The organism is Candidatus Brevundimonas colombiensis (assembly GCA_029202665.1).
Lineage (GTDB): Bacteria > Pseudomonadota > Alphaproteobacteria > Caulobacterales > Caulobacteraceae > Brevundimonas > Brevundimonas colombiensis.
This window is the reverse complement of record CP119326.1, coordinates 1,636,880-1,652,325: the sequence shown is the minus strand read 5'-3', so window position 1 is coordinate 1,652,325 and position 15,446 is coordinate 1,636,880. Positions and strand designations below refer to the sequence as shown.

At 63.7% G+C, this 15,446-nt stretch carries 13 protein-coding genes; 3 read left to right on the top strand and 10 right to left on the bottom strand.

Annotated features, from left to right (window positions below; all coding sequences use genetic code 11):
* Positions 1–14: 14 nt before the first annotated feature.
* From P0Y50_07825 to P0Y50_07815, 3 genes are read left to right on the top strand one after another with little or no spacing between them, the layout of a single operon-like run.
* Positions 15–1,190, top strand: coding sequence for an alpha/beta hydrolase (locus P0Y50_07825; protein ID WEK38463.1), 1,176 nt, complete (start codon positions 15–17; stop codon positions 1,188–1,190).
* Positions 1,181–2,830, top strand: a complete 1,650-nt coding sequence (locus tag P0Y50_07820) for a class I adenylate-forming enzyme family protein (protein ID WEK38462.1) — start codon at positions 1,181–1,183, stop codon at positions 2,828–2,830. Before P0Y50_07825 ends, P0Y50_07820 begins: the two co-directional genes overlap by 10 nt.
* Positions 2,827–4,089, top strand: a complete 1,263-nt coding sequence (locus P0Y50_07815; GenBank protein ID WEK41499.1) for an FAD-dependent oxidoreductase — start codon at positions 2,827–2,829, stop codon at positions 4,087–4,089. Before P0Y50_07820 ends, P0Y50_07815 begins: the two co-directional genes overlap by 4 nt.
* A gap of 96 nt (positions 4,090–4,185) precedes the next feature.
* On the opposite strand, the gene P0Y50_07810 is transcribed toward P0Y50_07815, so the two are convergent.
* The 10 genes from P0Y50_07810 to P0Y50_07765 form a co-directional block, all read right to left on the bottom strand.
* Complete coding sequence (locus P0Y50_07810; GenBank protein WEK41498.1) at positions 4,186–5,352, bottom strand: acetyl-CoA acetyltransferase; 1,167 nt, start codon at positions 5,350–5,352, stop codon at positions 4,186–4,188.
* Between the two features lie 11 nt (positions 5,353–5,363).
* A complete protein-coding gene (locus P0Y50_07805; GenBank protein WEK41497.1) occupies positions 5,364–6,002 on the bottom strand; it encodes a 3-oxoacid CoA-transferase subunit B in 639 nt (212 codons plus the stop codon).
* Positions 6,002–6,712, bottom strand: a complete 711-nt coding sequence (locus tag P0Y50_07800; GenBank protein ID WEK41496.1) for a CoA transferase subunit A — start codon at positions 6,710–6,712, stop codon at positions 6,002–6,004. Before P0Y50_07800 ends, P0Y50_07805 begins: the two co-directional genes overlap by 1 nt.
* Positions 6,713–6,739: 27 nt before the next feature.
* Positions 6,740–8,002: an MFS transporter gene (locus P0Y50_07795; GenBank protein WEK41495.1), complete on the bottom strand. Its 1,263-nt coding sequence runs from the start codon at positions 8,000–8,002 to the stop codon at positions 6,740–6,742.
* Between the two features lie 125 nt (positions 8,003–8,127).
* Complete coding sequence (locus P0Y50_07790; GenBank protein ID WEK41494.1) at positions 8,128–10,311, bottom strand: TonB-dependent receptor; 2,184 nt, start codon at positions 10,309–10,311, stop codon at positions 8,128–8,130.
* 217 nt (positions 10,312–10,528) lie between these two features.
* Positions 10,529–11,146 (bottom strand): VOC family protein, encoded by a 618-nt coding sequence (locus tag P0Y50_07785; GenBank protein WEK41493.1) that lies wholly within the window; start codon positions 11,144–11,146, stop codon positions 10,529–10,531.
* Between the two features lie 75 nt (positions 11,147–11,221).
* The gene (leuD, locus tag P0Y50_07780) at positions 11,222–11,872 is read right to left on the bottom strand and encodes a 3-isopropylmalate dehydratase small subunit (protein WEK41492.1); all 651 of its coding nucleotides are present in this window, start codon (positions 11,870–11,872) and stop codon (positions 11,222–11,224) included.
* Positions 11,869–13,278, bottom strand: a complete 1,410-nt coding sequence (gene leuC, locus P0Y50_07775) for a 3-isopropylmalate dehydratase large subunit (GenBank protein ID WEK41491.1) — start codon at positions 13,276–13,278, stop codon at positions 11,869–11,871. Before leuC ends, leuD begins: the two co-directional genes overlap by 4 nt.
* Complete coding sequence (locus tag P0Y50_07770; GenBank protein WEK41490.1) at positions 13,278–14,180, bottom strand: hydroxymethylglutaryl-CoA lyase; 903 nt, start codon at positions 14,178–14,180, stop codon at positions 13,278–13,280. The genes leuC and P0Y50_07770 overlap by 1 nt, the downstream gene beginning before the upstream one ends.
* An 8-nt stretch (positions 14,181–14,188) precedes the next feature.
* Positions 14,189–15,391: a CoA transferase gene (locus P0Y50_07765; protein WEK41489.1), complete on the bottom strand. Its 1,203-nt coding sequence runs from the start codon at positions 15,389–15,391 to the stop codon at positions 14,189–14,191.
* Positions 15,392–15,446: the final 55 nt, after the last annotated feature.

Here is a 15,446-nt window from a genome sequence, read left to right as displayed (position 1 = left end):
CGTTACCTTTAGGCATGGATACTGAACGCGAACTCGAATTCGAATGGGTGCATCTCGCCTACGACGAGACGGCGAGTTTTGCAGAGACCTACGGATTCTCGGGCACCCAGGGCGCGGTGAACATCGAAGGCGTGAGAATACGGCCCAAGGGCGTCGCCTCCGACACTCTGTTGATCTTCATGCATCCCGCATCAACCTTGCAGCTTCTTCCGGCGCCGCGCGAAGCGGCCCGGCAGGGCGCCCACGTTCTGTGCGCCGGCAGCCGTTACGCGCGCAACGACACGGCTGGCATCCTGGAGAAAGTCCTCCTCGATCTGGGCGCCTATATTCGGCACGCCAAGACCGTATGGGGCTATACCAAGGTTGTCCTTGTTGGGTGGAGCGGGGGCGGTTCGCTGTCGTTGTTCTATCAATCCCAGGCGGAGCGCCCGACGATCACCGCAACCCCCGCCGGCGATCCGGTCGATCTCGTCAAGGCGAGGCTCATTCCCGCCGACGCGGTGATTTTTCAGGCGGCCCACATCTCGCGGGCGCGGCTTCTTGTCGACATCATCGACCCTTCGGTGATCGATGAGACCAACCCTGATCTTCGGGATCCGGAACTGGACCTCTATGATCCAGCCAATTCCAATCAACCGCCGTACAGCGACGAGTTCATCACGCGCTACCGCTCCGCGCAGGTGGCGCGGGTCAGACGTATAACGGCCTGGGTGAAGCAAACGCTCGACCAGTTGCGCGCCGCCGGGGGCAAGGAGGTGGAACGCGGTTTCGTGACCCATCGAACCTTGGCCGACCCACGTTTTCTCGACGCCGCCCAGGATCCGAATGATCGGCCCATCGGCCGTTGCTATCTGGGGGACCCTGAGACTGTGAACAGCGGCCCCGTCGGCCTGGCGCGCTTTTCCACCTTGAGAGCCTGGTTGTCTCAATGGTCGATCGACGACAGTCGGGGAGATGGGATCGCCTGCGCCTCCGTCATATCGGCGCCCCTGCTGGTGATCGAGAACACGGCCGACGACGCGGTTCCTCAACCCCATGCACACCTTGTTTTCGAGGCCTCGGCGTCCGTCGACAAGCAGTTTGCGCGCATCCACGGGGCCTCGCACTACTATATGCAACAACCCGAACTTCTGGCGGAAGCGACGGGTGTCATTCGAACCTGGCTGGAGGAGCGCGGGCTTTGGAACTGAACGATTCAGCCCCCTACGGCCGGACGCGGATCGAACGCGAACGCTTCTATCGGGAACGCGGCCTCTGGACCGATGAATGCCTCGGCCTGCTTCCCGCAACGGCCGCAAGCCGCTGGCCGGACCGGGAGTTCGTCTATTGCGACGGGCGTCGCTACACCTATCAGGAATTCTGGCGCTGGACGCTGGCCGTCGCGCACGACCTGACGGCGCGCGGCCTCAAGCCGGGCGACCACATTCTCCTTCAGATGGCCAACGGCATGGAGGTTCTGGTCCTGCAGTTCGCGGCCTGGCGCATCGGCGCCGTCTCGATCCCGGTCGTTCCAATGTTCCGCCTCCGGGAGCTGACCACTATCGTCGATGAGCTGCACCCCAAGATGATCGCGGTTTCCGCCCAGGTGGGATCGCGCAATCTGGCGGACGAAGTCGACAAGGTGGTCGCCGAGACCGGGCTCAAGCCTTTGGAAATGTATCTGGTCGGGGGAGCCGACCGCGGTGGATGGCGCCGCCTCCCCGCCTCGCCCGCGCCATCGACGCCTCTCGATGAGGCCGGGCTGCCTTCGCCGCCGCCCGCGGACAAGTGCTGTCTGACCCTATACACATCGGGCTCGACGGCCGCCCCGAAAGGCGCGCTTCTGACGCCGCGCGCCATTCTGTCCAACTCGATGACCTATCGGCTGACCCACGGGCTGGACGAATCGATGGTCGCCCTCGCCGCCTCGCCGCTGGCCCATGTCGCAGCGCTCGCTACCGGAATAATCAACCCGATGACGGTCGGCGGCCGCACCGTCGTCATGTCGACCTGGCGTCCCGAGGCCGGCATTCAACTTATCGAACAGGAACGGGTGACCCATTTCGGTACGGTGGTGACCTATCTCCAGGACATCGTCGAACTCTATGAAAAGGGCGACGGCGGCGATCATCGCATTCGCATCGTTTCCGTGGGCGGCGCGCCGACGCCCCCGACGCTCATCCATCGCGCCGATGCGATCGGCATCGGCGCGATCAATCAGTATGGAATGACAGAGGTCGCCTGCAACTCCACCTTGGGCCGCCCCGACCATCCACTGGAGCGTCGCGCAGTGAACTCCGGGCGCGTTGTGTATGGCACCGAGATACAGGCCGTCGACGAGGACCGCAGGGCCCTGCCGCCTGGCGAGGTCGGCGAGCTGCGTATTCGCAGTCCCCAGTTGATGTTGGGCTATACGAGCCCAGAGGCCACGGCGGAGTGCATGGACGAGGATGGCTGGTTCTACACAGGCGACGTCGGTTCGGTGGACGACGAGGGCTGGTTGCGTATCCACGGACGTATCAAGGACATCATCAATCGCGGCGGCGAGAAGTTTTCGGCCCAAGACATCGAGATCGCCTTGGCCGGCTTCCCCGGAGTCGCCGCCGTCGCCGCCGTCGGCGCTCCCGACGCGCGGTTCGGCGAGGTTGTCGCCGCCTTTGTCAAACTCGCCCCCGACGCAGAATGGGCCGGCCCGGAGCCGCTTCTGGCGCATCTGGAAACCCTGCGCATGGCGCGGTCGAAATTCCCGGTCATCTGGCGGGTGGTCGACCAGTTTCCAGTAACGGCTGCAGGAAAGATTCAGAAGCAGGCTCTGCGCGACCAGCTGAAAGCCGAGATGCTGGTCGAATGATCAAACAGCAGCTGCCTAGACCTCTAAACGGCGAAGAACCTCATGGCGTGGTCATCGTCGGGGCCGGACATGGCGGGGCGCAAACGGCCATCGCCCTACGGCACGCCGGTTTCGCCGGACCCATCACCCTGATCGGCGACGAACCTGATCAACCCTATGATCGCCCGTCGATGTCCAAGGACTACCTGGCCGGAAAGAAAGCCTTCGAGCGCACCCTGCTGCGGTCGTCGGCCTTCTGGGCGGATCGGAACATCGGGCTGCGGCTTGGAGAGCGCGTCGTAGGGGTTGACGCCGCTGAGCACTGCGTAACGCTCGGATCGGGCGAAGCCATTGCCTATGACAGGCTTGTCTGGGCGGCCGGCGCGGCGCCGCGACGACTGCCTGACGTAGAGACGCTGGCCGGTGTTCACGCCATCCGGGGTCGCATGGATGTGGACGCGATGCTCGCCGATCTGCCGGATGCACGCCGCATCGTCGTGGTGGGCGGCGGCTACATTGGATTGGAAGCCGCGGCGGTCCTGCGTGGTTTCGAAAAGTCCGTCACCGTGCTGGAGGCGGCGGACCGCGTTCTGGCCCGTGTAGCCGGACCGGAGATTTCCGGGTTCTACGAGCAACAGCATCGGGCCAAGGGCGTGGACGTCCGCACCGGGGTTGGGGTCGCGGGCTTGTCGTCCCAGGCAGGGCGCGTGACTTCCGTCGACCTCGCCTCGGGTGAATCGCTCGTGGCGGATTTGGTCATCGTGGGCATCGGCGTCATCCCTGCGGTGGCTCCTCTTGTCGAAGCCGGCGCCCAGGCCGGGGACGGCGTAGAGGTGGACGCCTATTGTCAGACCTCGCTGCCCGATATCTTCGCCATCGGAGACTGCGCGAACCACGCCAATAACTTCGCCCGAGGCGCGCGACTGCGCCTTGAGTCGGTCCAGAACGCCATGGAGCAGGCCAATGTCGTCGCCAAGGCGATCGTCGGAGCCCCCGCGCCCTACGATAGTCTGCCGTGGTTCTGGTCGAACCAGTATGAGTTCAAGTTACAGACGGTGGGTCTTTCTCGCGGCTATGACCAGATCGTCGTGAGAGGCGCCCCGGAGACCGCCAGCTTCTCGGTCGTCTATCTTCATGACGGCAAGGTGGTGGCGCTGGATTGTGTCAACGCCGTCAAGGATTACACGCAGGGACGGGGCCTGATTCTCTCGGAGATCAGGCCGTCTATCGCCAGTTTGATAGATCCCTCGACGCCGCTCAAAGCCCTTCTTCAGGTTTGACCCTCTCGACGTTGAACCATCAGTCAGCAATGTCGGTTTGGGTCCGGGCGATTTAGGCCTCTCCCGCGTGACAATCCGATCGACGCATAGCGATCCTCAGCGAACCCGCTCGAGGATTGAGACATAGTTGGCCACGCCGCTGCCCCCCATGTTGAAGACCCCGGCGATCTGGGCGTCGGGGATCTGCATCCCTTCCGGCGCCTGGCCGCAAACCTGCATTGCGGCGATGGCGTGCATGGAAACGCCGGTGGCTCCGATAGGGTGTCCCTTGGCCTTCAGCCCGCCTGACGGGTTGATGGGGAGGCGGCCGCCGATTTCGGCCAGTCCTTCTTCGACCACGCGGACGCCCTGCCCCGGCGCGGCAAGCCCCATCGCCTCATATTCGATCAGTTCAGCGATGGTGAAACAGTCGTGCGTTTCGACCAGATCAAGGTCGGCCAGGCTCATTTGGGCCGACGCCAGCCCTTGTTTCCACGCCTTGGCGCAGCCTTCGAATGCGATGGGATCGCGGCGCGACATCGGCAGGAAGTCCTGAACGTGGGTCATGCTGCGTAACCGAACGGCGCGCGGCGCACTGGCTGCCAGGTCGTCGCGGGTCAGCACCACTGCGGCCGCTCCATCCGATACAGGCGAACAATCCGTTCGTTTCAGGGGCCCCGCGACGAAGGGATTGCGGTCGCTGGGCGTGCGACAGAAGTCGTAATCCAAATCCTTGCGAAGATGCGCATAGGGGTTCGAAAGCGCGTTGCGATGACTTTTGGCGGCGATCCGCGCCAACGCGTCGCTCTGGTCGCCGTATGTCGCGAAATACCGGGACGCGATCTGGCCGAAGACGCCGGCGAACCCACCCTGTATTTCACCGTCCTCGGGCAGATAGGCCGCGCGAAGCAGGTTGGCGCCGACCTCCGCACCCGAACACCCGCTCATGGTCTCCGCTCCCACGACCAGGACGGTCCGGGCGTCGCCGGCGCGGATCGCGCGCGCGCCCTGAAACAAGGCGGCCGAGCCGGTGGCGCAGGCGTTCTCGACCCGTGTGGCGGGCTTGAAACGCAAGGCCGGATCCGCCTGATGGACCAGACTCGCCGTAAAGCCCTGGCGTGAGAAGCCGGTGTTGAAATGGCCGAGAACGACCTCGTCAATATCTACAGGCGACAAACCGGCGTGGGCGATCGCCTCGCGCGAGACCTCCACGATCAGGTCTTCCAGCGTCCGCGCGTCCAGCTTGCCGAAGGGCGTGTGCGCCCAGCCGATGATCATCGTCATGGAAATCTATCTCAAGCGGTCACGAATGCAGCGGTCGTGCGATCGCGGACATCGTCGACCGTGACGCCCGGAGCCGTCTCGACCAGCACGAACGGAGAGCGCCTGTCCGGGCGCCGGAAAACGCAGAGATCGGTGACGATCATATCGACGACCCCGCGTCCGGTAAGCGGAAGCGTGCAGGCCGGAATGAACTTGGGCGATCCGTCCTTGGCGCAGTGGTCCATGGTGACGATGATCCGTTTTACGCCCGCGACCAAATCCATGGCGCCGCCCATCCCCTTGATCATCTTGCCGGGGATCATCCAGTTGGCGATGTCGCCGGTCTCCGAGACTTCCATCGCCCCAAGGATCGTCAGGTCGATGTGACCGCCGCGGATCATGGCGAAACTGTCGGACGACGAGAAGAAGCTGGACGACGGCAAGGCCGAGATGGTCTGTTTGCCCGCGTTGATCAAATCCGCGTCCACCTCGTCGTCGTAGGGGAAGGGTCCGATGCCGAGCATGCCGTTCTCCGACTGAAGGGTGACTTCGACGCCGTCGGGAATAGTGTTGGCCACCAGGGTCGGGATGCCGATGCCCAGGTTGACATAGTATCCATCCTGTAATTCGCGCGCCGCGCGCGCGGCGATCTGTTCACGCGTCCACGCCATCAGGCGACCTCCCTTTGGCGAACTGTGCGAAACTCGATCTTCTTTTCCGGGGCGGGGTTGAGGAACACCCGTTTCACGAAAATCCCCGGGACATGGATCGTGTCCGGGTCCAGCGAACCGGTCGGAACAACCTGTTCCACCTCGGCGACCGTCACCGCCCCAGCGGTCGCCATCGGCTCATTGAAGTTTCTCGCTGTCTTTCGAAAGACCAGATTGCCCGCTTCGTCGGCCTTCCAGGCCTTGATAATGGACAGATCGGCCTTGATGGCGTGTTCGAGAAGATAGGTCTCTCCCTCGAACTCGCGGATCTCCTTGCCCTCGGCCACGACCGTTCCGACGCCGGTTCGGGTGTAGAAGGCGGGTATTCCCGCCCCGCCCGCTCGGCAACGCTCGGCAAGCGTGCCTTGCGGGCAGAACTCGACCTCCAGTTCCTTGGCGAGATATTGCCGCTCGAACTCGCGGTTTTCGCCGACGTAAGAGCTGATCATCTTGCGGATCTGTCGCGACCGCAGCAGCTTTCCCAACCCTTCGTTATCGACGCCGGCATTGTTCGACACGCAGATCAGGTTCCTGACGCCACTGTCGCGGATGGCGTCTATGAGCCTTTCCGGCACGCCGCATAGACCGAACCCGCCCGCGCAGATCGTCATGCCGTCGAAGAGCAACCCATCCAGGGCGTGGCGGGCGTCAGTGTGAACAGGTCGGGCCATTGGGCTCCCTCCAATGCGAGCCTCTTTTTAGGAGGGTTGCCTTCCCTCGGACGCCCCCGTCGCCGGGGACCGCGAGCCCAGCACGCGCGACGTCCAATAATAGGCGCCGGCGGCCATCAGATAGACGGGAGCGAGAAGAATGAGGGCGACCGTCAGGCCCTGCTGACCCAGACTGGGCGTCAGAGCGTCGCTGACCAAACCGACGAACAGTGGTCCCCCTCCCTGGCCGACGATATTGCCGCAGAACATATAGATCGCCGAGAACAGACTCCGCTGATCTGGAGCCGAGGCATTTTGAACCAAGGCTGTCGCAGGCCCCAGATAGAGAAGACCGAACAGGGTCGGGAGCATCAGAAGCCCCAGCGCGACGGGCCAGGCGTCGGCCAGGAGGGCGATCACCAGGGTCGGAGCCGCCACAAGCACCCCGCCCATGGAAACCAGGGCGTACATCCTTTCACCGCCCCGGCGCACCAGGACCTGGGCCAGATATCCGCCCAGCCAAAGGCCAAGCGCCATCGAGATTGCGTTGGTCACGCTATAGTATTTTCCCACCTCCCCCAGATCCATGCCCCGCACGCGTATCAGATAGGTCGGCGCCCAAACCAACAGGCCGAGGAAAACGAAGGAGGTGAGCGAGGTGGCGACCGTCGTTCGCAACAAAACCGGGGTGCGGAGATACTGCAGGATTCCCGTCATCAATGGGACGGACGGCTGGGGTGATGAAGCTGCGCCGTCCAGACGGCCACGGGTCGGTTCACGCACCAGCACCAGCAGTAGGATCGACATGACCAGGCCGGGCGCGGCGGCGACGTAGAAGGCCGTCCGCCACCCATGAACCGCCGCGATCGAGCCCGCGATCGCAATGCCGCAGCCGATACCGATCGGAAAGCCCAGGTTGAAGACCGCCATGGCCAGCCCGCGCCTTTGCGGCGGGAAGTAGTCCGAGATGAGAGAATAAGACGGAGCCGCTCCGCCCGCCTCGCCGATCCCGACGCCTATACGCGCGAGCACAAGCATCAGGGCATTGATGCTGGCGCCCGAAATAGCCGTGAACAGACTCCACAGGGCGCACGCCGCCGCCACGATCCGCACGCGATTGGCCCGGTCCGCCAATTTGGCGATCGGAATGGCGACCGTCATGTAGAAGGCGGCGAAAACGATCCCGGACAAGAGCCCCAACTGCGTGTCCGACAAGGCGAACTCCGCCTTGATGGCTTGCGCCAGAATCGGCAGCAACTGCCGGTCCATCAGGTTCAAGGCGTAGATTGCCGTCAAGATCGTCAGGACCATCCACGGAGGGGCGCCTTTCGACCGCGAGGTTGAGGTCGTTTCGGTCATTTAACGTCCTTGGACTGAAGATGATGCGCCCGGATCGAGCGCTCGCGGCGGGGCGCTCCAAGCCCCGCCGCCAGGCTTCAGAAACGGACGCTGAAGTCCACGCCGTAGGTGGCGGGCATTCCCGCGTATCGGACCACGGCGTCTCCACGCCGAGTTGCTGTCGTCCAATAATATTCGTCGGTGACGTTGCGGCCGTACACGCCCAACCGCCAGTTTCCGCCGTCGCTTTCAATACCAGCGCGCAGATCGATCAAAGTATAGCCATCGATCGCCAGGCGAGGGTCCGGCTTGAAGTCGCCGTTCGTATCGCTTCGATAATTGGCGTTGGCCCCGACATAGGCCCCCAGCGTATCGGACACCGGCCATCTGTATTCGACACTGGCGTTCGCCTGCCATTTCGGCGTGTTGGCGAACCCATAGCCCTTGAAGTCGATCGGCTGACCGAAAGCCGAGAAGTTGTTGAATGTGCCCGTGATCTCGGTATCGAGATAGGCTGCGCCCAATCCAAACCTCAAACCCGTGACGGGCAGCCAGTCGATCTGGATTTCAGCACCCTTGATCGAGGATTCCGGCACGTTCACCAGGGCTTCCAGGAAGTTGAAGATCGGCACGTTGGTGCGCCCCTTCACCTGCTTGTCCGCGTAGTCGTAGTAGAAGACGGCGCCATTGAGCTGAAGCGTGCGTTGCGCCAGCGAGGTCTTGAAGCCGATTTCATAAGCGGTCAGTTCTTCCTGCTTGACCGGCCGATATTGATCTTCGCTCGAACCGGGCAGATTGGAATAGCCGCCAGCCTTATAGCCCCGGCTGATATTGGCGTAGATGAGCATCCGTTCGCGCGGCGTGTAATCTAGGCCGACGCGCCATGAAATATTGTCCTCGCTGATATTTCCCGACGCCTGGCCGAACTGAGTGACGCCGTTGCGGACGACGATGGTCGAGCATTGGCCGATCGGAATGTTGGGAATGCCCAACAGGCGGCTGAAGCCCAGTCCGCGCGACCCGTTGCCGCCGTTGATGACGCACCCGGTGAAATCGGTGGTCGTGTCAGTGTAGCGCGCGCCCGCGTGCAGCTTCAGTTGTTCCGTCAAGTCGTAGTCGACGTTGGCGAAAATGCCGTAGCTTTCATACGTCGTGTCGGTGATCTGCGGAATAATGTCGAACGGGGCGACGCCCAGACCGGCGAAGGCGCCGGCCGACGACGAGTTCAACAGGCGCTGCTCGACCAGTTCCGGCCCGCCGCTATGTTCGTAGTTGGCGCCCAGGATCCAGGAGCCGCGCGTGAAATCGCCCTGAAGACGCAGTTCCTGGAAGTAGGATTCGACGTTGCCGGTGATCCGCAGGTCGGAGATGATCAGGTCTGTGCCGTCGCCGTCCTGCGTCTGGTCCTGCCGGTATTTCGAATAGGATGTGAGCGAGGTCAGCGTCAGGGTTTCGGACAGGTTGTAGTCCAGGCGCAAGCTGCCCTGGAACAGCGTGTTGTCGCGCGACCACGGGAAAGTCGCGCCCCAGTCCGCTTGTCGGGCGTTGTCGATCGCTGCCGGATAGGTGACCAATCGCGGGTTCAACACAGAACTAACGGTCTGTTTGAAGGGTTCGACAAACTGCGGCGCTTGGGTGTCCGACCGATCGATAAAGCCGCTTAGCGTGAGCGTGGCTTGCAGCGCATCGTTCGGGCGCCACTGCAAGGCCAGACGGCCCTGGGTGAAGTTTCGCGCGCCTAGACTGTCATCGCGCGTGGTGCTTCGTTGCCAATCGTCGCGCACCTCACGCCGAACGGCCAAACGCGCAGACAGCGTATCGGTCAGCGGCCCGCTCAAGAAGCCGGTCGTTTCCAGTGCGCCAAAGTTGCCGGCGCTTCCGCTGAGGCCGGCCTTGAAAGTGTCGGTCGGTTTGGCGGCGATGTAGTTGATCGCACCGCCGGTGGCGTTGGAGCCGAACAGAGTGCCCTGGGGCCCCTTCAGAACCTCGACGCGTTCCAGGTCGAACGCCGCCCCGGCCGTCATGTTGGAGAAGGCCAGGGGAATTTCGTCGACATAGACACCGACCGTCGGCTTGGCGACCATGGTCGTCTCGAAATAGCCGACCCCGCGCAAATAGTAGACCGGCGAACCGTAGCTGGAATCCACGGCATTGAAGCCTGGCACGATCTTGGTCAGGCTGCCCACGTCGGTAACGCCGAGCGATTGCAGAGCCTGCCCTGTCGCCGCCGTGATCGACATGGGCACGGTGTTGACCGCCTCCGAACGCTTGGTGGCGGTCACGACGATCTCGTCAAGAACGCTGGCGGTGCTTTGTTTGGCAGAGGCCGGATCGGGCTCCGTTTGCGCTGACGCCGCGGTCGTGGTCTGGGCCAATGCCGCCGTTCCGAAGACTGACGACAGGGCAATGACGGATACACCCGCCAATATGCTTCTCATGTTACACTCTCCCCGGTTGTTATTATTGGTTTTATTTCTAGTCCATCTGATGATGGTCTCTTTACTCGAGACTTTTGGTCGATTTTTTTTTCTTTATTACGTCGATCATGAACTGAGAAATACTTCCGCCGGCGGCCACGGCGTCTCGTTTCGCGGCGTTCCACATATCCAGATCCGCCTTGGCCTGATCGCAGTGACTGTTCCATTCCAAGTCCAGGGGCGTGGTGATCTCCAGACGCATGCCGTTCGGATCCTTGAAGTAGATGCTGTAGATCAGACCGTCGTGATTGGTTGGGCCAACGACTTCTATGGCGTTGCTCGCCAGCCAGGCGTGCCAGCGATCAACCTCCTCAGGACTTTCGACTTCCATCGCGAAGTGATCGAAGATGTTGTACGCTGCATGCGTCACTGCGGGACGCGCGGGCAGCCCCGGCACCTCGAAGAAGGCGATCGTCGATCCGTCCCGCATTTTGAAGAAGATGTGGAAGTAAGGCAGATCGTCGCCGGTCGATGGCACTCGCGCACCATAGACGGTGCTGGCCAGTTCCATGCCCATGATGCGGGTGTAGAAGTCCGCCGTCGCCTCCACATCATGCGTCACCCATGCGGCGTGATTCAGCATAAGCGGGGTCAACCCCGGATTGGCCCGCTTCTCGCGGCCGTCGGCTGGCGTGGTCATGTGGGCGGGTCCCTATCCAGGCGGCGTTCAGTTGCTGGATGGGAGTTTGGCCAAGACGCCGGAGGGCCGCAGTCCCTATCCGGCGGGACGACGCCGGAGCCCTGAAACCGCCGTCGACGTCGACGGGAAGCGATAGGCCTCCGCCTGCCGGCCGGTTTCGAAGGCCTCGATCCGGTGCAATAGGCGCAGGGTGCCGCCGATTTCGTCCAGCCCTTCGACAAGCCGTTTCTTGGCTCCGGGCGCGATGTCGAAGGCGAAGCGTCGGTCGCCCGCCTGCAGCGTCTGCTCCGGTAGATCGACGGCCAGGACGGCGGTCTCGGGTTTGCTGACACGGTCGATCAGCCAGTCGATATCCGCGCGGGTGAGAACCACCGGCAAAATACCGTTCTTGCTGCAGTTATTGGCGAAGATGTCCGCGAAGCTTGGCGCAACGATGCATCTTACGCCGAAATCGGCCAGCGCCCAGGGTGCATGTTCGCGACTCGACCCGCACCCGAAATTGTCGAGCGCCACGATGAAGACCGCATGGTCGTAAGGCGGCTGATTAAGGACGAAGTCCACACGAGGCGCGCCATCCGGGTGGCGTCGCATGGAATCGAACAACGCCTCGCCCAATCCTTCTCTCTTGATGGTCTTCAGGAAACGTCCTGCCAGGATTTTATCGGTGTCGATATTGGTGATCGGCAGGGGGGCCGCGACCCCGCTCAGGGTGGTGAAGGGGGTCACGAGAGCATCGTCCTGACATCCACGATCCGGCCGGTCACCGCGGCGGCGGCCACCATGGCGGGCGACATCAGATGAGTGCGGCCGCCGGGGCCCTGCCGTCCCTCGAAGTTCCGGTTAGACGTGGAGGCGCAGCGCTCTCCAGGCTGAAGCCGATCAGGATTCATGCCCAGACACATGGAGCAACCCGCCTCGCGCCATTCGAACCCGGCCTCGATGAAGACGCGATCCAGGCCCTCTTGTTCGGCGGCGGCTCTGACCAGACCGGACCCCGGCACCACCAGCGCCCGAACGCCTGGCGCGATCCGTCTCCCCCGCGCGACCAACGCAGCCGCTCTAAGGTCTTCCAGCCTGCCGTTCGTGCAGCTGCCGATGAAGGCGACGTCGATGGGAAGGCCACAGAGCGGGCTATCGGGATCAAGACCCATATAGGTCAGCATCTGCTCGACCTGCTGTCGGGACGCCTCATCCGCGAGCGCCGACACTTCGGGGGTCCGTCCGCCCACGGCCACCACCGCCTCGGGCGTCGTGCCCCAGGTGACCATCGGTTCGAACTGCGAAGCATCCAAGGTCACCCCGGCGTCGAACACGGCGTTCGCATCCGAGGCCAGGGTTCGCCATCGGGCGATGCTGCGTTCTAGATCGCCGCCCTTGGGGGCATGCGGGCATGTCCTCAGATAGTCGAACACGACGTCGTCCGGGGCGATCAGGCCCGCTCTGGCCCCCGCTTCGATCGACATGTTGCAGACCGTCATTCGGCCCGCCATGTCCAGGCTGCGGATCGCGCTGCCGGCGTATTCGATGACGTGGCCTGTGGCGCCCGCAGTCCCCACGGCCTGGATGACGCTCAGCACGATGTCCTTTGCGGTGACGCCGACCGGGGCCCGGCCGTCGACCTTGACCAGCATCGTCTTGGCCTTGCGCTCGACCAGGGTCTGGGTCGCCAGCACATGCTCGACTTCCGAGGTTCCGATGCCGAACGCCAGAGCGCCGAAAGCGCCGTGGGTGGACGTATGACTATCCCCGCAGACGATCGTCATTCCGGGCAGGGTCAGGCCCAACTCGGGACCGATGATATGCACGATCCCCTGGCTGGCGCTATCCAGCGGCACATAAGGAACGGCGAACTCCCGGACATTCGCCTCCAGCGTCTCAACCTGCAGCCGGCTTTCGGGATCCTGGATGCCCGCGCGGCGGTCCGTCGTCGGGACATTGTGGTCGGCCACCGCGATGGTGTTCTGGGGACGGCGGACCGAACGACCGTTGACCCGCAGCCCCTCGAAAGCCTGCGGGCTGGTCACTTCATTGACCAGATGCCGGTCGATGTAGAGCAGCGTCAGACCGTCGCCGAGTTCATCGACGGCATGATCGTCCCAGATCTTCTCGAACAGGGTCCGCGGCTTTGTCATCAGGCCGCCCTGCAGGCGTCGCGGCGCGATATGGCGGTGCGGACCCTTCCGCCGGTTTCCGCCCCGGGAAGCGCTACAATCTCTGCGGCGACAGGAAGAAGACGATCGAAATCGACTCCCGTGCGGCGCCCCATGCCCTCGAACGTCCAGACGACGTCTTCCGTGGCGACATTTCCCGTCGCGCCGGGCGCAAAGGGGCACCCGCCAAGGCCGGCGATGGATGCGTCGAAGGTGCGCACGCCCGCTTCATACGCCGCCAGAACGTTCGCCACGCCGACGCCATAGGTGTCGTGGCCGTGAAAGGTCCAGGACGCGGCCTGGGGAAAGCGTTCCTGCGCGCGGCTGAAGAGACGTCGCACATGGTCGGGCCGGGCGCGCCCGGTCGTGTCGCACAGCGTGAACTCCGCATCGGGCCGCAGACCGACCAGGGCGTCAAGGAGCGCCAGAGTCGCGTCCTCCTCCACAAGTCCGGTTTCGGGGCAGTCGAAAGCCGTCGCCACATTGACCCGCAGACGGACACCAGCCCGAACCACGTCCACGATCCGGGCAAATTCCGCGACCGACTCGAGGGGCATGCGCCGGACGTTGTTCAGATTGTGCCACTCGGACACGGACAGGACAAAGCCGACGTGATCCACGCCCGCCGCCATCGCACGCTCCACCTGACGAAGCGTCGGCGCCAGGACTTGGGGATCCAGACCGGGAAGATCGCACGCGGCCGACCAGACGGCCTCGGCATCGGCCATTTGCGGCAGCGCCGTAGCGCTTACAAAGGAGCCGACCTCGATCCGACGCATCCCGGCGGCGTAAAGCGCCTTGATCAGCGCGATCTTGCGATCTGTCGGAATGAAGGGATCGACAGCCTGAAAGCCGTCGCGGGGGCCCACCTCGACCAGGGTCACATCAGCGCTCACGCCACCACCCCCCGTTCGCGAAGGGTCGCGATCCTATCCGCCGAAAGGCCGGCGACATCCGTGAGCACCTGATCGGTATGTGCGCCGATGCTCGGTCCAGGCCAGCGAATGTCCGCCGCGGTCCCCACGACGCGCGGCACGATGCCGGTGTGAAGAACAGATCCAAACAATGGATCCGCCACCTCCCGCACCATGCCCCGGAACCGGAACTGTTCATCCGCCGCGCAGTCGGCCGCAGTATAGACCTTGCAGGCTGGCACGTCCGCCGCCTCCAGGCGCGCCAGCAATTCGGGCGCCCCGGTCTGTTGCGACCAGTCCGAGATCAGCGTGTCCAGATCGACCGCATTGGCCACGCGGGCGCGATTGTCGATGAACCGCGCATCTGTGGCCAGCTCGGGTTGGTGCATTAGGGCGGCGAGTTTGGCGAAGAGAGGGTCGGAGTTCGCCGCGATCAGCACCCAGTCGCCATCGGCGGTCGGATAGGCGTTGGAAGGCGCAGCGGTGGCGATCGCCCCCCCTGTCGGCCGTTTCACACGCCCAAGGGCGCCATATTCGGGCAGCATGGCCTCCATCATGCTGAAGACGGACTCGGTCAGGGCGACGTCGAGCGTTCGTCCCGCCCCATCGCCGCCCGGCTTGTCCCGGGCCCAGAGCGCCGCCATCACGCCGAAAGCGGCGTAAAGGCCTGCGATCGAGTCGCCGATGCTGACACCGACACGGACAGGCGGTCGGTCGTGATCGCCTGGCGCATCGTTCGTGAGATAACGAAGTCCTCCCATCGCTTCCCCGATCACGCCAAAGGCCGCACGGTTGCGATAGGGGCCGTCCTGGCCGTAGCCGGAAATACTGGCGATGATCAGCCCGGGTCGCCGCGCCCTCAGCGCGTCGGGTCCCAGACCCAGCCGCTCCAATTGCCCAGGGCGGAAGTTCTCGACGACGACGTCGCAGGACTCCACCAGGTCCAGCACCAGACCCTTGGCCTCTTCAGACTTCAGGTCCATGGCGACGCTGCGCTTGTTTCGCCCATGGACGGACCACCAGAGGCTGGCCCCATCGACCTGTGCGCCCCATTTGCGCACCGGGTCGCCGGCGATCGGTTCGATCTTGATGACATCGGCGCCGAGGTCGGCGAGAAGACGCGTGCAAAACGGTGCAGCCACGAAGTGACCGATCTCCAGAACCCGGAGACCAGACAGCATCGGGGCCAAGTCAGGCGAGGCGGCGAGCGTCAAGACGTCAGTCCTTATCCAACCC

Bases quoted from the DNA above. Each gene is read 5' to 3' on its own strand.
- P0Y50_07765 (WEK41489.1), bottom strand. From the start codon at position 15,391: ATGCTGTCTGGTCTCCGGGTTCTGGAGATCGGTCACTTCGTGGCTGCA.
- P0Y50_07805 (WEK41497.1), bottom strand. From the start codon at position 6,002: ATGGCGTGGACGCGTGAACAGATCGCCGCGCGCGCGGCGCGCGAATTA.
- P0Y50_07800 (WEK41496.1), bottom strand. From the start codon at position 6,712: ATGGCCCGACCTGTTCACACTGACGCCCGCCACGCCCTGGATGGGTTG.
- leuC (WEK41491.1), bottom strand. From the start codon at position 13,278: ATGACAAAGCCGCGGACCCTGTTCGAGAAGATCTGGGACGATCATGCC.
- P0Y50_07815 (WEK41499.1), top strand. From the start codon at position 2,827: ATGATCAAACAGCAGCTGCCTAGACCTCTAAACGGCGAAGAACCTCAT.
- P0Y50_07785 (WEK41493.1), bottom strand. From the start codon at position 11,146: ATGACCACGCCAGCCGACGGCCGCGAGAAGCGGGCCAATCCGGGGTTG.
- P0Y50_07810 (WEK41498.1), bottom strand. From the start codon at position 5,352: ATGACGATGATCATCGGCTGGGCGCACACGCCCTTCGGCAAGCTGGAC.
- P0Y50_07795 (WEK41495.1), bottom strand. From the start codon at position 8,002: ATGGTCCTGACGATCTTGACGGCAATCTACGCCTTGAACCTGATGGAC.
- P0Y50_07825 (WEK38463.1), top strand. From the start codon at position 15: ATGGATACTGAACGCGAACTCGAATTCGAATGGGTGCATCTCGCCTAC.